General features: G+C 72.3%; 18 protein-coding genes. 8 read left to right on the top strand and 10 right to left on the bottom strand.

What is annotated here, in order from left to right; genetic code table 11:
• A partial coding sequence (locus tag AB0D67_RS01800; protein WP_362928776.1) for a transposase occupies positions 1-569 on the top strand: 569 nt, incomplete at its 5' end.
• 219 nt (positions 570-788) lie between these two features.
• Here AB0D67_RS01800 and AB0D67_RS01805 read toward each other — a convergent pair.
• Positions 789-1184, bottom strand: a complete 396-nt coding sequence (locus AB0D67_RS01805; protein WP_362928778.1) for a MarR family transcriptional regulator — start codon at positions 1182-1184, stop codon at positions 789-791.
• 86 nt (positions 1185-1270) lie between these two features.
• On the opposite strand from AB0D67_RS01805, the gene AB0D67_RS01810 reads away from it, so the two are divergent.
• The 5 genes from AB0D67_RS01810 (at position 1271) to AB0D67_RS01830 (ending at position 6163) form a co-directional block, all read left to right on the top strand.
• Positions 1271-2710, top strand: coding sequence for an MFS transporter (locus AB0D67_RS01810; RefSeq protein WP_362928780.1), 1440 nt, complete (start codon positions 1271-1273; stop codon positions 2708-2710).
• A gap of 335 nt (positions 2711-3045) precedes the next feature.
• Positions 3046-3708 carry a hypothetical protein gene (locus AB0D67_RS01815; RefSeq protein WP_362928782.1) on the top strand — a complete coding sequence of 221 codons (663 nt, stop codon included), beginning with the start codon at positions 3046-3048 and terminating at the stop codon, positions 3706-3708.
• Between the two features lie 182 nt (positions 3709-3890).
• Positions 3891-4244, top strand: coding sequence for an AraC family ligand binding domain-containing protein (locus AB0D67_RS01820; protein ID WP_362928784.1), 354 nt, complete (start codon positions 3891-3893; stop codon positions 4242-4244).
• A gap of 73 nt (positions 4245-4317) precedes the next feature.
• Positions 4318-5397, top strand: coding sequence for an adenosine deaminase (locus tag AB0D67_RS01825; RefSeq protein ID WP_362928786.1), 1080 nt, complete (start codon positions 4318-4320; stop codon positions 5395-5397).
• Between the two features lie 28 nt (positions 5398-5425).
• On the top strand, positions 5426-6163 hold the full coding sequence (locus AB0D67_RS01830; protein ID WP_362928788.1) for a PH domain-containing protein: 738 nt from the start codon (positions 5426-5428) through the stop codon (positions 6161-6163).
• 491 nt (positions 6164-6654) lie between these two features.
• Here the strand turns inward: AB0D67_RS01830 and AB0D67_RS01835 are convergent, their stop codons facing one another.
• From AB0D67_RS01835 to AB0D67_RS01845, 3 genes are all read right to left on the bottom strand, one after another.
• Positions 6655-8121 (bottom strand): DUF234 domain-containing protein, encoded by a 1467-nt coding sequence (locus tag AB0D67_RS01835; protein ID WP_362928790.1) that lies wholly within the window; start codon positions 8119-8121, stop codon positions 6655-6657.
• Positions 8122-8210: 89 nt separating this feature from the next.
• Positions 8211-9194, bottom strand: a complete 984-nt coding sequence (locus AB0D67_RS01840) for an asparaginase (RefSeq protein ID WP_362928792.1) — start codon at positions 9192-9194, stop codon at positions 8211-8213.
• On the bottom strand, positions 9194-10636 hold the full coding sequence (locus AB0D67_RS01845) for a cytosine permease (protein ID WP_362928794.1): 1443 nt from the start codon (positions 10634-10636) through the stop codon (positions 9194-9196). The genes AB0D67_RS01840 and AB0D67_RS01845 overlap by 1 nt, the downstream gene beginning before the upstream one ends.
• Positions 10637-10740: 104 nt before the next feature.
• Here AB0D67_RS01845 and AB0D67_RS01850 point away from each other — a divergent pair, with 104 nt between their 5' ends.
• Positions 10741-12306 carry a PucR family transcriptional regulator ligand-binding domain-containing protein gene (locus AB0D67_RS01850; RefSeq protein WP_362928796.1) on the top strand — a complete coding sequence of 522 codons (1566 nt, stop codon included), beginning with the start codon at positions 10741-10743 and terminating at the stop codon, positions 12304-12306.
• 21 nt (positions 12307-12327) lie between these two features.
• Here the strand turns inward: AB0D67_RS01850 and AB0D67_RS01855 are convergent, their stop codons facing one another.
• The 6 genes from AB0D67_RS01855 to AB0D67_RS01880 form a co-directional block, all read right to left on the bottom strand.
• Positions 12328-13194 (bottom strand): polysaccharide deacetylase, encoded by an 867-nt coding sequence (locus AB0D67_RS01855; protein ID WP_362928798.1) that lies wholly within the window; start codon positions 13192-13194, stop codon positions 12328-12330.
• 27 nt (positions 13195-13221) lie between these two features.
• A complete protein-coding gene (locus AB0D67_RS01860) occupies positions 13222-14361 on the bottom strand; it encodes an NADH:flavin oxidoreductase (RefSeq protein WP_362928800.1) in 1140 nt (379 codons plus the stop codon).
• A gap of 42 nt (positions 14362-14403) precedes the next feature.
• Positions 14404-15015 carry an urea carboxylase-associated family protein gene (locus AB0D67_RS01865; RefSeq protein WP_362928802.1) on the bottom strand — a complete coding sequence of 204 codons (612 nt, stop codon included), beginning with the start codon at positions 15013-15015 and terminating at the stop codon, positions 14404-14406.
• Between the two features lie 147 nt (positions 15016-15162).
• Positions 15163-16857 (bottom strand): phospho-sugar mutase, encoded by a 1695-nt coding sequence (locus tag AB0D67_RS01870; RefSeq protein ID WP_362928804.1) that lies wholly within the window; start codon positions 16855-16857, stop codon positions 15163-15165.
• An 81-nt stretch (positions 16858-16938) separates the two neighbouring features.
• Positions 16939-17742: a purine-nucleoside phosphorylase gene (locus tag AB0D67_RS01875; RefSeq protein WP_362928806.1), complete on the bottom strand. Its 804-nt coding sequence runs from the start codon at positions 17740-17742 to the stop codon at positions 16939-16941.
• 99 nt (positions 17743-17841) lie between these two features.
• Complete coding sequence (locus AB0D67_RS01880; RefSeq protein WP_179819533.1) at positions 17842-18294, bottom strand: gamma-glutamylcyclotransferase; 453 nt, start codon at positions 18292-18294, stop codon at positions 17842-17844.
• Between the two features lie 140 nt (positions 18295-18434).
• Between AB0D67_RS01880 and AB0D67_RS01885 the strand changes: the two genes are divergently transcribed.
• Positions 18435-19829 carry an NAD(P)H-quinone dehydrogenase gene (locus AB0D67_RS01885; protein WP_362928809.1) on the top strand — a complete coding sequence of 465 codons (1395 nt, stop codon included), beginning with the start codon at positions 18435-18437 and terminating at the stop codon, positions 19827-19829.
• Positions 19830-19893 lie beyond the last annotated feature (64 nt).

Here is a 19893-nt window from a genome sequence, read left to right on the forward strand (position 1 = left end):
AGCACCTGACCAACCCGCGTCACCTGGCCGCGTCCGCTGAGCGGCTGGCCGCCGCTCAGCGGGATCTGGCTCGCAAGAAACGCGGCTCCGCGCGGCGGCGTAAAGCGGTGGCGCGGGTTGCGGCGCTGCACGGCAAGATCCGCCGCCAGCGGCTGGACGGCGTGCACAAGGCCGCGCTGCGGCTGGTACGCGGCTATGACGTGATCGTGCATGAGAACCTGCGGATCGCGAACATGACCCGCTCGGCATCCGGCACGCTCGAGGCGCCCGGCACCAACGTGGCGCAGAAGTCCGGTCTCAACCGAAGCATCCTGGACGCGGGGTGGGGGGTGTTCCTGACGATCCTGTCGCACAAGGCTGAAAGCGCCGGTCGAGAGCTGATCGCGGTGAACCCCGCCGGCACCTCCCGCACCTGCTCGCGATGCAGGCACGTGGCCAAGGAGAACCGCCTCGATCAGGCCGCGTTCCGGTGCGTGGCGTGCGGGCTCACCGCGCACGCCGACGTCAACGCGGCGGTCAACATCCTGCGGGCAGGGCTTGCCCTTCGCGAGGCTGCGGAAGCGGCTTAGCGAGAAGCCGCTCCCTTCAGGGAGCGGAGGAGTCACGAAGGCGTCGACCATCTCCTCCTCGCGTCCGGCGCGGTAGGAGGCGGGCAGCAGTCGCAGCACACGGCGGTAACGCTCTTCGAGCACATCGCTGCGCCCGATCCGTTCGCGCGCGCCTCCTCCTTCGCCGGCCGCGTCATATCGGGTAGGGCTATATCGAATTCGCCGGAGGAGCCGGGCGGTTCAGGCGGGGGAGGCGAGCCGTTCGGCGGGGGCGAAGACCTGTGACAGCACGGCGCGGTGGGTGGGTGTGGCCTCGGTGTGGCGGGCGCGGCCTTCGTCGGTGATGAGGACGAAGACGCCCCGCCGGTCGTCCTCGCACATCCCCCGGCACACCAGGCCCGCCTTCTCCAGGCGGGCGATCAGCCGTGAGCAGGCGCTCTGGCTGAGGTGGACCGCGTCGGCCACCTCCTGGACGCGGTATTTCTCCCGGCCGCCCTCGACCATGCGCTCCAGCACCTCGAACTCGCTCATGCCGAGCCCGTGCCGCTCGGAGAGCTCGCGCTCCAGCGCGCAGGTGGTCATGGCGTGCTTGGCCAGCACCTCGCGCCAGGCGCCGACCAGGGACTCCTCGCTCATGCGCGGATCATACCATGCGTGAACATTTAATGCACAAGAACTTAATTCGTTTGCATTAGATGCATCTGCATGGAAAAGTGTGCGGCATGCCTCATTCGTCCCCCGACGAGCGCTGGGCCGCGCGCCTCTGGGCCGCGCTCACCGTGCTCTCCGCCGTGGTGTTCCTCGACGCCCTCGACGTGTCGATGGTCGGCGTGGCCCTGCCGTCCATCCAGGCCGACCTGGGCCTCTCCACCTCCGCCCTGCAATGGGTGGTCAGCGGCTACGTGCTCGGCTACGGAGGTCTGCTCCTGCTGGGCGGCCGCACCGCCGACCTGCTCGGCCGGCGCCGGGTCTTCCTGGCCGCGCTGGCCGTCTTCGCGGTGGCCTCGCTCCTCGGCGGCGTGGTGAACGACGGAACCCTGCTGATCGCCGCCCGGTTCGTCAAGGGTGTCAGCGCCGCCTTCACCGCCCCCGCCGCGCTGTCCATCATCACCACGACCTTCGCTGAGGGTCCGTCCCGCAACCGGGCCCTCAGCGTCTTCACCGCCGCGGGCGCCAGCGGCTTCTCCCTGGGCCTGGTCATCTCGGGCTTCCTGACCCAGCTCGGCTGGCGCTGGACGTTCCTCATGCCGGTCCCCGTCGCCGTCATCGCGCTGGTCGCGGCGCTGCGTTACCTGCCCAGGCGCGAGGAGGAACGGGCCGAGGGCGGACACGACCTCATCGGCGCGGTCACCATCACCGCCTCCATGCTGCTGCTGGTGTTCACCGTGGTCCAAGCCCCCGAGGCCGGCTGGGGCTCGCTCCGCACCATCGGCTCGCTGGCCGGGGTGGTGGCGCTGCTGGCCGCGTTCGTGGTCACCGAGCGGCGGGTCAGGCACCCCCTGGTACGGCTCGGCATCCTGCGGTCCGGCCCGATCGTCCGGGCCAACCTCGGCCTGGTCATCCTGTTCGGCTCCTACGTCGGCTTCCAGTTCGTGGCCATGCAGTATTTCCAGAACTTCCTGCACTGGTCGGCCCTGGCGACCGCGCTGGCCTTCCTGCCCGCCGGGCTGCTGGTCGCGGTGACCTCCACCAAAATGGGCGATCTGGCCGACCGGTTCGGCACCGGCAGACTGATCGTCGTCGGCTCGGCCGCGCTGGCCGGCGGCTACGCCTTCTTCCTCAGGGTGAACGCCGACCCGGACCTGGTCACGCTGGTCATCCCGGGCATGGTCCTGCTGGGCATCGCCTTCGCGCTGTCCTTCCCGTCGTTGAACATCCAGGCGACCAACGGCGTCGCCGACGACGAGCAGGGACTGGCCTCCGGCCTGCTCAACACCTCCGGGCAGGTCGGCGGGGCGGTCGTGCTGGCCGTCGTGACGGCCGTGCTCACCTCGAACACGAGCGCCGACCCGCTCGACGGCTTCCGCGCGGCGATCACCGTCTCGGCGATCCTCGGACTCGTCGGCCTGGCGATCGCGCTCACCGGCCTCCGCCGTACCCGCACGGCCGTCCCCGCGGCGGACGGGGAGGCGCCGGAGGAGAGGGTGCTGGAGACCGTCTGACCCCTCCCGACCTCCGTCCGTCTTCCGCCTTCCGCCTTCCGCACGGTGACACAGGGGCCCGTACGGAAGGACCGGCTCACCGGCCGCCGCGCGGGCCCTCCCGGCCCGCGCGGCGGCCGGCGCGTGTGTCCGCCACGGCCGTACGGCCGCTCCCGGGGACCGTACGGCCGTGGCGGCCCGAAAGGACCGAAGCCCCCGTCCTTTCGGGCCGTACGGCCTTGATTCCGCCACGTTCCCCACCTGACCTGCGATGATCGAAGCGGTGCGGTGGCCGGTGCCGTCCACGGGGTGAACCGCCCCCGCCCCTGGGGCATCTAAGACGTAGGAGGCCCACCATGAAGCGCATCCGCGTCGCCCTCACCCTCGTCCTTATCGGCCTGCCGGCCGCCGGCTGCGGCGCCGCCGCACGGGACGCCGGCTTCACCCCCGCCGACCCGCCGGCCGCCACGGCGACCTCGGACGCCCCGGAGGATCCGGGCGCCTCCTCGGACCCCGCCGCGCCGCCGTCCTCCCCGTCCTCCTCGTCGTCCCCGTCGGCTCCGCCGGTCGCGCGGCCGGGGCAGAAGCCCCCGACGAGCACCCGGGAGGTCGAGGTCGAGCGCGACCTCGACGAGTCGCCGATCGTCACCGGCGCGCGGTTCGCCGAGCACGACGGGTTCGACCGCGTGGTGATCGACGTGAAGGGGGCACTGCCGGGCTACACCGTGCGCTGGGTGCCCAAACTGGTCCAGGAGGGGTCGGGCGACCCGATCGACGCCGTCGGCGGGGCCTACCTGGAGGTGAAGATGCGGCCGGCCGCGGCGCACGGCGACTCCGGGAAGCCCACCTGGACGGGTGGGCCGATCTTCCAGGCCCAGCTGGGCAACGTGCAGAACGTGGTCAAGACCGGCGACTTCGAGGGCGTGGTGGGCGTCGGCATCGTCCTGGACCACCGGGCGGGGTTCCGGGTGACGGAGCAGCGGAGCCCGAACCGGCTGGTCGTCGACGTCGCCCACTGACCGGTCCGCGGCGATCCGTGGAGGGTCACGGCCGGTCCGCGGCGGGCTCACGATCGGTCCGCGGCGGTTCGTAGCGGTTCGCGGAGGATCACGGTCGGTTCGTGGCGGGTCGCGGCCGGTTCGTGGCGAGCCACGGTCGGTTCGCGACCGGTACGCGGCCTGGAAAGTGACAAACTGGTCGTATGGTACGCAGAATCGATAGCGCGACACGGATCCCGGTCCCCGGCGGCAAGGTGATCGAGGAGTACGTCGGCCGCGTCAACAGCGGTGACGAGGCCCTCTCGATCGCCCACATGAAGGCCCCGGCGGGGTGGGAGGAACCGGCCCAGACCCCGGAGTTCGCCGAGTACACGCTGGTCCTCAAGGGCGTCGTCATCGTCGAGCACGCCGGTGGGACGACCGAGGTCGGCGCCGGGCAGGCGTTCGTGAGCGAGCCGGGGGAGAAGATCCGCTACAGCAGCGGCCCCGAGGGCGCCGAGTACGTCGCGGTCTGCCTGCCCGCCTTCTCGCCCGAGAGCGCCGGACGCGAGGAGTAGCCGGACGCGAGGAGCGGGCGGGGCCGCTCCGTCCGCAAGATTTCCGTTCCGACCTGCGACATAAGATGGCGAGATGAGTCAGCTACCCACCCTTGAGGAGATCCGCCGGGCTCCGAAGGTGTTGCTCCATGATCACCTCGACGGTGGTCTGCGGCCGGAGACCATCGTGGAGCTCGCCCGCGAGACGGGCTACGACCGGCTGCCCACGACCGATCCGGAGGAGCTGCGGACCTGGTTCCGCGAGGCGTCCGACTCCGGTTCGCTGGAGCGCTACCTGGAGACCTTCGACCACACGGTCGGCGTCATGCAGACGCGCGAGTCGCTGGTCCGCGTCGCCGCCGAGTGCGCGGAGGACCTGGCGGCCGACGGCGTCGTCTACGCCGAGGTGCGTTACGCCCCCGAGCAGCACACCTCGGCCGGGCTCAGCCTGGAGGAGGTCATCGAGGCCGTCCTGGAGGGCTTCCGGATCGGCTCCGAGGGCCGCGACATCCGGGTGGGCACCCTGCTCACCGCGATGCGCCACCAGGCCAGGTCCATGGAGATCGCCGAGCTCGCGGTCCGCTACCGCGACGTCGGCGTGGCGGGCTTCGACATCGCCGGGGCCGAGGCGGGTTATCCTCCGACCCGCCACCTCGACGCGTTCGAGTACCTCCAGCGGGAGAACGCCCACTTCACCATCCACGCCGGTGAGGCGTTCGGGCTGCCGTCGATCTGGCAGGCGATCCAGTGGTGCGGCGCCGACCGTCTGGGCCACGGGGTGCGCATCATCGACGACATCACGGTGACGGGCGACGGCGAGGCCAAGCTCGGCCGGCTCGCCGCCTACGTCCGCGACAAGCGCATCCCGCTGGAGATGTGCCCGACCTCCAACCTGCAGACCGGCGCGGCGCCGTCCATCGCCGAGCACCCGATCGGCCTGCTGCGGAAACTGAACTTCCGGGTCACCGTCAACACCGACAACCGGCTGATGAGCGGCACCACCGTCTCGCAGGAGTTCGCCAAGCTGTCGGAGGCGTTCGGCTACGGCTGGGACGACCTGCAGTGGTTCACGATCAACGCCATGAAGTCGGCGTTCCTGCCGTTCGACGAGCGCCTCGCGCTGATCAACGGTGTCATCAAGCCCGGTCTCGCGCGGCTCAAGTGGCAGGCGTGAGCGGGGCTCCGGGAGTGGGGTCGGTGTCATGAAGCAGGTGTTCCGGTCGAGGGCCGCGTTGATCCTCGGCTGGGTCTGGACGGCGTTCGCCGCGCTCAACGCGGTGGACCTCGTCGTCCGCTACAGCGGGCCGGAGTCGATGGTCGCGGGCGCGGTGCTGGCGGTCATCACCGCGCTGGTCTACATCACCTGCCTGCGCCCCGGGGTCGTGCTGGCCGAGGACGGCGTGCTGGTGCGCAACCCGCTCAGGGACACGTTCTTCCCCTGGGCGGCCGTGGACGACGTCGCGGTCTCCCACGCGATCAAGATCACTTCTGGTGACGCGGTCGTGCGCTGCTGGACGCCGCAGACCTCCGGCCGCGAGCGGGCGTCGGCCACGCGGCGGGCACGGCCCGCCCGCACCGGCGGACGGTTCCGCACCGAGGCGACGCCCACCAAGGGGGAGCAGGCCGCGGCCGAGCTGCTGGCGGGCAAGACCCACGCCGACTGGGTGGCCGAGCAGATCGCCGAGCGGGCCGAGTCCGCCCGGCGGGCCTCCGCCTTCACCGCCGCGCAGCCCACCGGCACGACGGGGACCCCCGACGCGACCGGCACCTCGGGTACGGCCGGAACCTCCGGCTCGGGTACGGCCGGCACGGCCGCCGGGAGCACCGGGGACACGGGAGACGCCGCGCGGACCCCGGTCAGGTCCGTCTGGGCCCCGGCCGCCATGGTCGCCCTGCTGGGCGCGCTCGCCGTGGTGATCGCCGCCGTGGTGGTCTCCTGACGGGAGACACCGGGTCGTTCCGACCTCACGTGCTCCGGGCCCTGGACCACGGAACACGGACCCGGGGTCTGGGCCACGGGCGGGTGTGGCCGCGCGCCGTCCCCGCCCGCCGTACCCCCGTCCCGCCCGCCCGGCCACGACCCGTCACCGTAAAGACGCCTCCGCCTCCGAGGCGGCGTGGAAACCTGTCGGTTTCCCGCCCCGTCGAATGTCGGTCGGCGGTCCGTGAACTGTCGGTTCCAAGCCCCGTGAAATGTCGGTGTTGCTGCCCTGAGCTGCGGTTCCAAGCGACCGTCGAATGTCGGTCGGCACCCCGTGAACTGTCGGTCGGCACCCCGTGAACTGTCGGTTACGCAACCCGTGAAATGTCGGTGATCCTGGTCCGGGCCGGGCCGGGTGCACGGTCGGTGTATGCGGCCGGGCACGGTCTCGTCATCGGGTGGAGGGCTCGTGGTGTTCCGCCGCCACGGCGCGTACGGGACCGTTGTCGGTTACGCGCCGGCGGCCGGTTCGCCGGGTGGCTCATCCTTCGGCGGGTCGGCTTCGAGGCGCCAGGCGCCGATCAGGTCCTCCGGCGTGATCAGTCTCACCTCGCCGGTCGTGGCCCCGCTGCGGGAGACGGCGAGCAGCGGGGTGGAGGCGTCGGCGCCCGGGAGCCTGGACCGGTGGACGATCAGCTCGTTCAGGTCGTGCCGGTCGAACGGCCGGTTCTCCAGCCATTTGACGGATCCGACCACGGTGATCTTTTTGGCGATCGGTTCGCGGTCCGCTCCGACGATGTCGATCTCCGGGTCGTCGGTGCGGGTCCAGTAGCCGCCGACGGCTCCAGTCTGCTCGGGCAGTCCGTCCATGCGCCGCAGGGACTCCCGGATGACCGGTTCGACCGCGGTTCCCCGCCAGGACGTCCACGTCCGCTGGAAGTTGGCGAGGGCCAGGTCGCCCCTGTCCCTTTCGATCTCCGGGAGCCAAGGGCCGACGAAGGCCAGCCAGAACCGCAGGTGCGTGTCCGCGATGTGGTATCGGGTCTCGCGTGATGGCCGGGTGGAGAGTGGAAGCTCGGCGGTGACCAGCCGTTTCTCCAACAGGAGCTGCAAGGCCCGGTTGAGCGAGGCCCTCGGGACGCCGGGGACCGCCCGCTCTATCGAGGAGCGGGTGCGCTGGCCCGAGCCGATCGCGCCGAGCACGATCCGTGCCTGGGCGTCGGGCGGCAGCTCGGCGGAGAGGGCGCGTTCGCCGCTCACGATCAGGGACGACGTGGAGTCCGTCAGAGCTTCCCGGAGGTACTCCTGGACGGAGAGCCCCGGCTCCCACTCCTCGCAGAGCATCGGCAGGCCGCCGGTCACCAGATGGGCGTCCACGGCGGTGGCCGCGGGCAGCTCCAGCTTGTCGGCCACGTCCGCCGGGGTGAGCGGGCTGACCACCATCTCGGTGGCCCGCATGTAGAAGGGCCGGTCGTACTGGTTGATCGCCTCCATCATCGACAGATCGGAGCCGATCAGGACGAGCAGCACGGGCAGGCGAGAGAACTCCCGGTCGAACAGCACCTGGAGGACGCTTTCGAGGTCGGGGCTGCTCGCGATCAGATAAGGCAGCTCGTCGATGACCACGACACTCGGGGCGTCCGGAGGGAGTGAGGCGGCCAGGAGACGCAGGGCGGAGTCCCAGGAGTCCGGTGACTGCCCGGTCAGCAGGTGGGCGGAGGGGAGGTCGGATGTGGAGGCGGCCTCGACGAACCTCCGGATCTGCTGGATCTCGGAGCCGCGGGTGGCCGAGTAGAAGAGATGGGGGACTCCGGCGCGCCGGATGAACTCCTCGGCCAGGCGTGACTTGCCGACCCGGCGTCGGCCGCGCATGAGGATGGCCCGGCCCGGCCGGCCGACGCGGCCCCCCGCCTCGACCTTGGACAGCAGCCTGCGCAGCTTGCCGAGCTCCCGTGACCTTCCGATGAACCCGTCCACGGCTCGATGGTCTCATTTCTGGGACACTCATTTCCGAGTGTCCCAGAAATGAGACTCTCAGCTTTGAGACGCTCAGCTTTGAGACCGTCTCACAGACCGAGGTGCGGGACCAGGCGGGCCAGTGCCCTGTCCGGGCGTGGTTCGGCGGCGAGGGCGGTCGCGAGCAGGACCCGTGCCTTGGGTGCGCGCAGCGACCCGGCGAACACCGCTCCCGCCTCGGCCAGGTCGACGCCGCCGCCCGCGCCGTACACCGGGGTCACCGGTCCCCGGGCGCAGCGGGAGGTGACGAGCACGGTGACGCCGTCGGCGACGCACGAGCGGATCTCGCGGAGCACCCCGGGCGTGGGGTTCCCCGCGCCCAGAGCCTCGACCACCAGCCCGCGGGCGCCGGCGGCCGCGCACGCCGCCACCTGGACGCCGTCGGCGTCCGGATGGACGGGCACGATGTCCACCCGGGGCTGCGGGCCCGCCATCTCCGCCAGGTCGAATCCGGCGGGACGCACGGGATGGAAGGCGATCCGGACCCGGTCGCCGGAGACCCGGCCGACGGGACCGTGGCCGGGGGAGGCGAACGCCTCGGGGGCGAGGGTGTCGGCCTTGGTCGCGTGCCGGGCGGCGTGGACGAGCCCGGCCATGGTGACGAGCGCGCCGAGTCCGCGTGCCGCGGGGTCGGCGGCCACCCGTACGGCGTCGCGGATGTTGCGCGGCCCGTCCCCGTCGGGTTCGGCCGCGTGCCGCTGGGCGCCGGTGAAGACCACGGTGCTCCCCGGGGGGAGGAGCAGGTCGAGCAGGTAGGCGCTCTCCTCCATGGTGTCGGTGCCGTGCGTGACGACGACGCCGTCCACCTCGGGATCGCGGACTTCGGCCACGATCCGCCCGGCGAGTTCGAGCATCCGGGCCCGGGTGAGGTTGAAGCTGTGTTCGAGCATCACCTCGCGGACCTCGGTCGTCACGGCCGTCTCCGCGGCGGTGACCAGCCGGTGGCCGGGAACCGCCACGCTGACCCCGCCCTCCGGAGCCGGGCGTGAGGCGATCGTGCCGCCGGTCGTCAGGATGCGGATCCTCGGTCCCATCAGGACAGCGCCCCCTCGCGTGCCACGCCCAGGCCGGCGTGGGCCCTGCGTGCCCGGACGGAGAGCAGGCAGTACAGGCCGCCGGCCACCAACCCTCCCGACAACCAGGAGAAGTCGGTGCCGCCCAGCGCGCGGGCGATCGGCCCCTGCGTCGCCGGGACGAGCCCGAACTGCCAGCTCCACGCCGCGACCAGCCCGAGGCCGAGGCTGACCAGGGCTCTGCGGTTCACCGTGCCGTACGGCGAGGCGTCGTCCCGGTACAGCGAGGCCACGTCCATCCGTCCCCCGCGGAGCACGAAGAAGTCCACCAGCACGATGCTCGCCCACGGGCTGATCCACACCAGGATCGAGACCATCCAGTTGTCGAAGGCGTGGGCGAAGCTGTCGGCCTGGACGAACACCACCAGGACGGCCGACGCCGCCGCGCCGGCGACGAGGGTGAGCTTCCACCGGGCGACGCGCACGCCGATCGACAGCGCGGCGAGCGAGCAGGAGTACAGGTTCAGGATGTTGGTGGCGACCGGCCCGTGCATGATCAGGAGCAGGACGGGCAGCGCCATCACGCCGAACACCTCGGTCACCAGCGTGGACGGATCGGCGCCGGCGCCCGCACTGGCCAGGCACGCGCCGAGGGCGGCCAGCCAGACGGTCGGCACGTACGTGCCGAGCGCGGTCGACCAGAACACCGACCGGTCGGAGGACCGGACCCGGACGAAACGACTGTAGTCCGCCGAGTAGGGAAGCCAGCTGATCCCCCAGCCGATGCCGATGGCGGTGAGCAGCTGGGTGACGGCGGTGACCTTGGACACCGGGGTCACGGCGGTGGTGGCCGTCCAGTCGAGGGTGGTCCTGGAGAGCGCGAGCACCGTCATGATCACCATGATCAGCACGGTGATCGGCACCGTGTACTTCTCGAAGGTGCGGATGGCGTAGAAGCCGTACAGCGCGAGGCCGAGCTGGACCGCCATGATGATCGCGGCGACCCCGTACTTCAGGCCGGTGCCGCCTTCGACGCCGAACCGCTGGAGGATCGCCATCACCAGGTCGAGCACGACCCAGGTGTTGACGCCGACCCAGCCCATGGTCAGCAGGCCCTGCACCAGGCCGGGGACGACGGCGCCCCTGCGGCCGAACGACGCGCGGCCGAGGACCATCTGGTTCACCCCGGTACGGTGCCCCATGACGTTGAACAGTCCGAAGACGGCGCATCCGACGAGGTTGCCGACGGCGATCACGGCCAGGGTCTCCAGCAGACTCAGCCCGAGGGTGATGCCCAGGGCTCCGAGCACCCAGTTGATCGGTGCGATGTTGGCTCCCGACCAGATCCAGAACTGCTGCCACGGCGTGGAGTCACGAGCCGCCGGGGGGATGGGTTCGATGCCGTGTTCGTCGAAGCGGGCGGTCCCTGACACGTCCGCTCGGGCGGGGTCGCTGGTCGACATGGCTGCCTCCTTGGTGATGCGCACCACATAAGCACCCGGGTCACCGCCGTTCACAGTGGAGAAATGTCTCCATATATCGCGATGGGCATGGATATATTCACAGGGTGTTCACCCTGTCCTCTCTCACGCGGAACGCCTCGCTGAAGCTGCGCGTGCTCGTCCCCGGCCCGGCCGGGGCGATGGAGTCCCCGATCGCCTGGATCCACAACACCGAGTTGCCGGACCCCTCCCGTTACGTGCGGGAACGTGAGCTCGTGCTGACCAACGGCCTGTGGCTCGACCGGGTGACCCCGGCGGAGTTCGTGGCCGGGCTGACGCGGGCGGGGGCGGCGGGGATCGTCTTCGGACTGCGTGAGGAGACCCCCGCGACGCCCCGGGAGCTGGTCCACGCCTGCCGGGAGGCCGGCCTGCCGCTGCTGGAGATCTCCCCCGCGGTCCCCTTCACCGCGGTCTCCGAGGCGGTCGCCGCCGTCTACGCCGAGGAACGCCAGGGCGAGCTGGTCGGCATGATCCGCAGGGGCGACGCGCTGGCCGGCGCGATCTCGCACGGCGCCGGAGCCTCCGGCGTGCTCCAGGTGCTCCGGCGCGACCACGATCTGCCGCTCGCGGTGGTCGACTGGATGGGCCGGCTGATCGCGGCGGAGGGGGCCGGACTCGACGCCGGAGAACTCCAGGAGGTGGCCGACGGACTCGCCCGCCGGCCGCCCGCGCTGGAGGTGTCCGTGGGACCGGCCGGACGCGCGACCCTGTTCCTGGTGGGCGCCGTCGGCGACGTCGACGCGGCCCTGGTCTGCCTTCGCCCGATGACGACCCTCGACCGGGCGGAGCGGGACGCACTGGAGCAGGCGGCGCGCTTCCTCAGCCTGGAGGTGGCCAAGCGGCAGGCCGTACAGGCGATCGAGATGCGCTTCGCCGGTGAGCTGCGGGAGATGGTGCTCTCCGGCGGGCACCGGTCGGCCGAGGTGCCCGACAGGCTGCGGGCCTTCGGGGTGGACCCCGACGGCCCGCTGGCGGTGTGCGCCGTCGCCTTCGCCGAGGGCGAGGCCGCGACGCTGCCCGGTCTGGCCGAGGTCGTGGGAGGTTTCTTCGTGGCCGAGGGCGTACCGGTCGTGGTGGCGGGCGGCACCCAGGACGTCGTGGCGGTGCTGCCCTGGCGTTACTCCGGGCAGCGGCTGACGTCCATGGCGGAGCGGCTGGTCGAGGCGGTGGGACAGCGGTTCCCCGGGCGGCGTCCGGTGGCGGGTCTCGGTGACGTCGTCACCGGGTCGGCGGGGTTGCGGGAACCCCTGCTGCGGGCGCAGGACGCCTGCCGGGTCCTGCGCCGCAGCCGCAGCGGCCCGGCCGTGCGGTCCTTCGCCGAACTGGGCGCGCACCGGCTGCTCCTGGGGCTGCAGGAATCCGGGACGCTGCGCGGTTTCGCCGACGAGGTGCTCGCGCCGATGCGGAGGTACGACGCCAGGCGGGGCGGGGAGCTGGAGCCGACGCTGCGTGCCTTCCTCGACCACGATGGGCACTGGGCGCTGACCGCCGCCGCGCTGCACGTCCACGTCAACACGTTGCGCAACCGGCTCTCCAGGATCGTGGAGCTGACCGGCCGGGACATCAACCGCACCGAGGGCCGGGTGGATCTGTTCCTGGCCCTGCGCGCCGACGACATGGCCCCGCGGTGAGAGCGCGGGGACGGACGTCGCTCAGCGGGGATAGATCTCCGGGTCCGCCTCAGGCGCCCGGTGCGGGCGCCTGGCGAGCCCGGGATCGGCCGCCGCCGCCCTCGCCACGTCGCGGCAGCGGGCGAACCGCACGTCCCCGCACGCGAGCGCGTACTCGACGAACCGGCGCAGGGCCAGGGCCCTTCCCGGGCGGCCCGACAGGAAGGGGTGCGCGCACAGGTTGAACAGGGAGCGGTAGTGCCGCATGCCGTCCAGCTCCGCGCACCACATCTCCAGCACCTTCGTCGGTGACTCGATGACCGATCCGACGTGCGGCTCGGGAAGATAGGCGTACTGCTCCCAGTCGTCCAGCGACCAGTGCACCGGCAACTCGACGATCTCCCCGTGCTCCGTGGGGAGCCGGTAGGGGCGGTCGTCGCCCATCAGCGACGAGTCGTAGAGCAGGCCGTACTCGGCGACGAGCCCGGCGGTGCGCCAGGTGGCCTCCCACAGCGCCGCCCGGTATCCGGTGATCTCGATGCCCTGGCCGGAGAACACCTCCAGCGTCCGGGCGAAGTCGTCCCGCTCCTCCCGGAAGGTCATCGACGTGGGCGGGCGGTGACTGTAGGAGTGGTGGGCCACCTCGTGCCCCCGCTCCACGATCGACCCGGCCAGACCCGGGCGGTGCTCGGCCACCCAGCCCGGCACGAAGAACGTCGCGGGCACGTCGAGGTCGTCGAGCAGGTCCAGGATGCGGGGCAGCCCGACGTCCGGCCCGTACGCCTGGTGCGACATCGTGCTCGCGTGCCCGGCGTAGCGGCGTCCCCGCGCGAGGATCGGCGTCTCGGCGTCGACGTCGAAGGTCAGCGTCACGACGGCGGCTGCCTCGCCGCACCAGTCCGTATTCATGTCGGCCACCATCCTCCTCGGAAGAGGTCACGCCCCGGTCAGGGCGGAGCGCCGCCACCGGCGCGCGTTGTCCAGGGTCGCCATGGGCTGCAGCATCATGTGGTCGAAGTCTTCCAGCGGCGTCCCGTCCGCCAGGCGGCGGGGCAGATCGGGGGAGGCCAGAGCCGCCCGGCCGATGGACAGGAAGTCCGCGTGCCCGTCCGCCAGGACCTTCGCGGCCTGGCCGAAGTCGTGCATGCCGCCGTTGGCGATCACCGGCAGACCGCTCACCCTGCGGGCCAGACCGGTGATCGTGACGCCGTTCTCCATCCGCGCGGTCTCGATCCAGTCCCGGCCCTCGCTGGCGATGTGCAGATACGTCGCGTTCGCGTCGGCCAGCGCCCCGAAGACGGTCTCGGCGTCGTGGACGCCTCCGGGCCACCGGTGGGTGAAGTCGTTGACCTTCGTCTGGGACAGGCGGACGCCGACGCAGAAGTCCGGTCCCACTTCCGCGCGGATGGCCGCCACGACCTCCGCGGCCAGACGGATCCGGTTGGTGACGGGGCCGCCGTAGCGGTCCTCGCGCCGGTTGGTGTAGTCCGTGAGGAACTGGTCCAGCAGGTAGCCGTTGGCGCCGTGCACCTCGACCCCGTCGAAGCCCGCCTCACGCGCGCGCACCGCCGACTCGGCGAAGCCGCGCACCGCGGCCTCGATGTCGGCCTCGTCCATCGCCCTCGGCGTCGGCCACGGCCCGTGACCGCCGTACTCGGGCATCTTCTCCCCCAGGGGTGGCACGGCGGAGGGGCCGGCGGTGTCGTCACGGTAGCGGTTGCCCTGCGACAACGCCCCGGCGTGCATGAGCTGCAGCACGACGGCCGCCCCCGCCTCGTGCACGCGTCCGGTGGTCTCCCGCCAGGCCGCCGCATGCTCCGGGGACACGATCCCCGGCTGGTTGAGGTATCCCTGGCTGTAGACGGTGTCGGTGTAGGTGCCCTCGGTGATCACCAGCCCGAACCCGCCGCGGGCGAACTCGGCGTAGTACTCGGCCATCTCGTCCGTCGGCGTGCCGTCCGGGGCCGCCGAGACCCTGGTCATCGGCGAGACCACCAGCCTGTTGGCCGGCGTGAGCTCCCCGATCCGTCCCGCTTCCAGCGCCGGGTGCCCGATGCCGGAGGTGAAAACGCTCATGTCTGGACTTCCTTCTCGTAGGTATGTGGGAAGAACGGCCGGTCACCCGGACAGCACGTCGATCGCCAGCGGAGACGGGCCGTTCCCGTTGATCCCGACCAGGTCCTGGGGGCACGCGGACAGCACCACGACGCAGTCCATGACCGCCTCGAAGGTGATCGCGTCGCCTGCGCGGCTGACCGCGGGCAGCCAGCGGAGCTCTCCGGACTCCTGGACGGGGATGCGCATGAACACGTTGACCGGCTGGGGCGTGACGCCGCTGGTCAGCCCCAGCCCGGCAAGGGAGCGGTGCAGGTTCTCCGCGCAGGAGGCGTGGGCCCCGCGCACGCCGAGCGCGGCGTAACGCGCCGGATCGCACGCGGCGATCAGCATGTCGTGCCAGCCGGGGGAGGTGTCGGAGACCAGCGTCAGGATCGGCCTGCGCCGGTCGGTGAGGAACGGCTCCCCGACCGCGGGGAACAACCGGCTCGTACGGCTGCGCGTGTGCGAGGCGCTGAGGTGCTCGGCCGGGTCGCCGGCGGCGAAGGCGAACAGGTCGCCCACCTGGCCGCCCTCCAGGTCCACGACGCGCACCCGCTGCCCGGCGGTCACCGTGACCGCGCGTCCCTCGCGAGCGGGCACGACGACCCGTTCCTCGACCGTTGTCGGTTTCATGCCCGGTAGCAAACCACCCGGCGGACCGGTCACGCCATGGAGGTTCCTCCGGCATCCGGCCCCCGGAATGGACGTATCTCCATCCCGGGCGCCGGGCCGGGCGTGCTCAGAGGGCCGGCCGGGCTCAGCTCAGAGGGCCCGGCGGGCTCAGAGGCCCAGGGCGGACGACAGGTCGGCGCGGAGGGCGTCCAGGTCGGCGGCGGCCCGAGCCCGCGCCTCGGAGACCTCCCCGGCGACCGGGACGACGACCTCCAGGTAGCACTTGAGCTTGGGCTCGGTGCCCGACGGGCGGACGACGACGCGGGCGCCGCCGGACAGCCGGTAGCGCAGGCCGTCGGTGGGCGGCAGGCCGCCCGCGCCCTCACGCAGGTCGTCGGCGGACTCGACCTTCCGGCCGCCCAGCTCCACCGGCGGCGTGGCGCGCAGCCGGGCCATCGCGCCGGCGATCAGGGACAGGTCGTCCACCCGCACCGAGAGCTGGGAGGTGGCGTGCAGGCCGTACCGGCGGGCCTGGTCGTCGAGCAGGTCGAGCAGGGTGCGGCCGTCGCGTTTGGCGGCGGCGGCCAGGCCGGCGACGGTCAGCGCCGCCCCGATGCCGTCCTTGTCGCGGACCGGCAGGCCGGCGCCGGTGCCGACGCTGTAGCCCAGCGCCTCCTCGTAGCCGAAGACGAGGTCGCCGCCCTCGGCCCGCATGATCCACTTGAAACCGGTGAGGGTCTCGGCGTGGCGCACGCCGTACCCGGCGGCGATCTTGCCGAGCAGGGAGGACGAGACGACGGTGGTGGCGACCAGGCGCCCGCCGCCGGAGGTGTTCCGGATCACGTGCTCGCCCAGCAGGGCTCCGAGCTCGTCGCCGGTGAGCATCCGGTGGCCGCCGCCCGGCAGGGGCACGCCCACCGCGCAGCGGTCGGCGTCGGGGTCGTTGGCCAGCACGATGTCCGCGCCGATCCGCCCGGCGAGCTCCAGCGCGAGGTCCATCGCGCCAGGCTCCTCCGGGTTGGGGAAGGCGACGGTGGGGAAGCCGGGGTCCGGGGCGGCCTGCGCCTCCACGATGACCGGGGCCTCGAACCCGGCGGCCAGGAAGGCGCCGGTCAACGTCACCGCCCCCACGCCGTGCAGCGGCGTGTAGGCCACCTTCAGGTCGCGGGCGTCGCCGATCGGCAGCGCGGTGACCGCGTCCACGTAGGAGGCCACGATCTCCTCGCCCAGCGTGGTCCAGGCGTCGTCCCCGGGGGAGCCGAGCGGCAGCCCGGAGACGTCCCCGACGGCGTCGATCGCGTCGGAGATCTCCCGGTCCACCGGCGGCACGATCTGCGAGCCGTCGCCCCAGTAGACCTTGTAGCCGTTGTCCCGGGGCGGGTTGTGGCTGGCGGTGACCATCACGCCGGCGTCGGCGACGAGGTGCCGTACGGCGAAGGCCAGCACCGGGGTGGGCAGCGGGCCGGGCAGCACCGAGGCGCGCAGCCCGGCGCCGGTGAGCACGGCGGCGGTGTCGCGGGCGAAGACGTCGGAGTTGTGCCGGGCGTCGTAGCCGATCACGACGTGCCCGCCCGGCCCGAGCACCCGGGCCAGGCCCGCGGCGGCGCGCATGACGGTGACCCGGTTCATCCGGTTGGGGCCGGCGCCCAGCTCGCCGCGGAGCCCCGCGGTGCCGAACTCCAGCTTGGCCCCGAACCGCTCGCGCAGCGCCGTCTCATCGCCGCCCTCCAGCAGCGCGCCGAGTTCGGCGCGGGTCTCCGGGTCGGGGTCCTGGGCCTGCCAGTCCCGTGCGAGCCGTACGAGATCGCTGTTCAACGTCGCCTCCTGCCGGCGGCGGCCCGCCGCCTCCGCCGGGTCCGTCATCGGTTCGGCCCGCTTCCGCGGGCCCTGCCGGGTGGTTCTCGGTGCCCCGGCCCGCTTCGCGAGCCGGGCCGGGGCGGGGGATCAGAGCCTGTCGACGACCTTCGACAGCAGCCCGCCCATGCGCGCGGCGGTGGCGCGGCCGACCTCCAGCACCTCCTGGTGGTTCAGCGGCTCGCCCACCAGCCCGGCGCCCGGGTTGGTGACGAGCGAGATCCCCACCACCTCCGCCCCGCCCTCGCGGGCGGCGACGGCCTCCAGCGCGGTGGACATGCCGACCATGTCGCCGCCCAGGACGCGGCACATGCGGACCTCCGCCGGGGTCTCGTACGTCGGGCCGCGGAACGCGACGTAGACGCCCTCCGCCATCGACGGGTCCACCTCGCGGACCAGGGCGCGCAGGCGCGGGGTGTAGACGTCGGTGAGGTCGACGAAGGTGGCGCCGGTGATCGGGTTGGCCCCGGTCAGGTTGATGTGGTCGCTGATCAGTACGGCCTCGCCGACCGCCTGGGTCTCCGGGCGCAGGCCGCCCGCGGCGTTGGTCAGCACGATCGTGCGGGCGCCGGCGGCGATCGCGGTCCGCACGCCGTGCACGACCGGCTCCACGCCGCGGCCCTCGTAGAGGTGGGTGCGGCCCAGGAAGATCAGCGCGATCTTGTCCTGCGCGGCCCGCACCGCGCGGATCCGGCCCGCGTGGCCCGCGACCAGCGGCGGGGCGAACCCGGGCAGGTCGGTCACCGGGACCTCGGCGATCGTCTCGCCGATCGCGTCGGCGGCCGGGACCCAGCCCGACCCCATCACCAGGGCGACATCGACGGACTCGACTCCCAGGGCGTCCTTGAGAGCGGTCGCGGCGTCATCGGCGAGTGCATAAGGGTCATTCGTCACGCATCAGAGGTTACTCGCCGTTAGAACGGCACGTCGCTCAGCTGCCCAGGGACGAGCAGGGGCTCCGGCACCGGCGGATTCGGCCCGCCGGCCGAGGGCTCAGCTTCCCAGGGACGAGCAGGGGCGCTCGCGCAGCGCCCGGACGTAGTCGTCCGGAGCCCCGGCCTTCTCCGCCGCCTCGGCCAGGATGCCGAGGTAGCGCGCCGAGGGCAGCCCGCCCTCGTAGCCGTCGAGCACGTAGAACCAGGCCACGACCTCGCCCTCCAGGGTCTGCACCCGGAGCCTGACCTTGTGGTAGAGGCCGGCCGCGGCGCCCTCCCACTGGTCGAGGGTGGTCTCGTCCCATTCGGGCACGTCGTAGAGGACGACGAAGACCTGCTCGCCGGCCTCCTCCACGATGGTGGCGAGCGCGCCCTCCCAACCGAGGTCGTTCCCGCCGAACGTCAGACGCCAGCCCTGAAGCCAGCCCGACCCCCGCATGGGGGAGTGGGGGGCCCGCTGGGCCATCTGCTTGGGGTCCATGTTGCTGCCGTAGGCGGCGTAGACAGGCACGGCACCAAACACTAATCGAAGAACCACCCGGCGATCACGCAGGCTCGGCCGACGGCGATTTTCGCCGGTGTGTCGCGGGTTCCGGGATTTTCCGGGGGGACGGCGAGCCGACCGGTCCGGTAATGCGGGAGAATAGGGACGTGACAAGGATCGTTATCATCGGCGGCGGACCCGGCGGTTACGAGGCGGCGCTCGTGGCCGCGCAACTCGGCGCGCAGGTCACGGTCGTCGAGCAGGACGGTCCCGGCGGGGCCTGCGTGCTCACCGACTGCGTGCCGTCCAAGACGCTGATCGCCAGTTCCGTGCGCAAGCAGGCGCTCCTCGACGCCAGCATGCTGGGCGTCCACTACACCGGCGGCCCCGACGGCGACGCCGGCGGCGTCATCGCCGACATGCCGGAGGTCAACCGGCGCGTCAAGGAGCTGGCCCGCGCGCAGTCGGCCGACATCGCGGCCAGGCTGTCGGCGGAGGGGGTCGAGGTGGTCCGGGCACCCGGGCGGCTGGTCGACCCGCAGGTGGTCAGGGCCGGTGACCGGACGATCCGGGCGGACGTGGTCATCGTGGCGACCGGCGCGACCCCGCGTATCCTTAACGGCGCCGAGCCCGACGGCGAGCGCATCCTCACCTGGCGGCAGCTGTACGACCTCACGGAGCTGCCCGAGCACCTCATCGTGGTCGGCTCCGGCGTCACCGGCGCGGAGCTCGCGGGCGCCTACCGCTCGCTCGGCTCGGAGGTCACGCTCGTGTCCTCGCGCGACCGGATGATGCCCAACGAGGACGCCGACGCCGCGGAGGTCCTTGAGGAGGTCTACCGCCGGCGCGGGATGAACGTCATGGGCCGCTCCCGCGCGGAGTCGGTCAAGCGCACCGCCGACGGCGTGGTCGTCACGCTGGAGGACGGCCGCACCGCCGAGGGCAGCCACTGCCTGATGACGGTCGGCATGGTGCCCAACACCGCGGGGATCGGCCTGGAGGAGGCCGGAGTCACCCTCGACCGGAACGGCTTCGTCCAGGTGGACAAGGTCTCACGCACCTCGGCGCCCGGCGTGTACGCCGCCGGCGACTGCACCGGCGTGCTGATGCTCGCCTCGGTCGCGGCGATGCAGGGCCGGATCGCGGTCTGGCACGCGCTCGGCGAGGCGGTGCAGCCGCTGCGGCTGGCCACCGTCGCCTCCAACATCTTCACCGACCCGGAGATCGCCGCGGTCGGCGTCACCCAGAAGTCGATCGAGGCCGGTGAGATCGAGGCCAACGTGGTCAAGCTGCCGCTGGCCACCAACGCCCGCGCGAAGATGCAGGGGTTCAACGACGGCTTCGTGAAGCTGTTCTGCCGCCCGCACACCGGCATCATCCTCGGCGGCGTGGTGGTCGCCCCCCGCGCGTCCGAGCTGATCCTCGCGGTCTCGGTGGCGGTGCAGCAGCGGCTCACCGTCGACCAGGTCGCCCACACCTTCGCGGTCTACCCCTCGCTGTCCGGCTCCATCACCGAGGCGGCCCGCCGCCTGATGCAGCCGATGACCCCCAGCGGCATCTGACCTTCGCTCCCGGCCCGGAGCGTCCGGGAACCGGGGCGTTCCCGGCACCCGGCGTACGGCCGTG

The sequence above is a fragment of the Streptosporangium sp. NPDC048047 genome, assembly GCF_040653115.1.
In the GTDB taxonomy this organism is placed as follows: domain Bacteria; phylum Actinomycetota; class Actinomycetes; order Streptosporangiales; family Streptosporangiaceae; genus Streptosporangium.

Excerpts from the sequence above, each read along its gene's own strand:
- AB0D67_RS01805 (WP_362928778.1), bottom strand. The coding sequence starts at position 1,184 with ATGAGCGAGGAGTCCCTGGTCGGCGCCTGGCGCGAGGTGCTGGCCAAG.
- AB0D67_RS01810 (WP_362928780.1), top strand. The coding sequence starts at position 1,271 with ATGCCTCATTCGTCCCCCGACGAGCGCTGGGCCGCGCGCCTCTGGGCC.
- AB0D67_RS01815 (WP_362928782.1), top strand. The coding sequence starts at position 3,046 with ATGAAGCGCATCCGCGTCGCCCTCACCCTCGTCCTTATCGGCCTGCCG.
- AB0D67_RS01820 (WP_362928784.1), top strand. The coding sequence starts at position 3,891 with ATGGTACGCAGAATCGATAGCGCGACACGGATCCCGGTCCCCGGCGGC.
- AB0D67_RS01825 (WP_362928786.1), top strand. The coding sequence starts at position 4,318 with ATGAGTCAGCTACCCACCCTTGAGGAGATCCGCCGGGCTCCGAAGGTG.
- AB0D67_RS01830 (WP_362928788.1), top strand. The coding sequence starts at position 5,426 with ATGAAGCAGGTGTTCCGGTCGAGGGCCGCGTTGATCCTCGGCTGGGTC.
- AB0D67_RS01840 (WP_362928792.1), bottom strand. The coding sequence starts at position 9,194 with ATGGGACCGAGGATCCGCATCCTGACGACCGGCGGCACGATCGCCTCA.
- AB0D67_RS01845 (WP_362928794.1), bottom strand. The coding sequence starts at position 10,636 with ATGTCGACCAGCGACCCCGCCCGAGCGGACGTGTCAGGGACCGCCCGC.
- AB0D67_RS01855 (WP_362928798.1), bottom strand. The coding sequence starts at position 13,194 with ATGAATACGGACTGGTGCGGCGAGGCAGCCGCCGTCGTGACGCTGACC.
- AB0D67_RS01860 (WP_362928800.1), bottom strand. The coding sequence starts at position 14,361 with ATGAGCGTTTTCACCTCCGGCATCGGGCACCCGGCGCTGGAAGCGGGA.
- AB0D67_RS01865 (WP_362928802.1), bottom strand. The coding sequence starts at position 15,015 with ATGAAACCGACAACGGTCGAGGAACGGGTCGTCGTGCCCGCTCGCGAG.
- AB0D67_RS01870 (WP_362928804.1), bottom strand. The coding sequence starts at position 16,857 with ATGACGGACCCGGCGGAGGCGGCGGGCCGCCGCCGGCAGGAGGCGACG.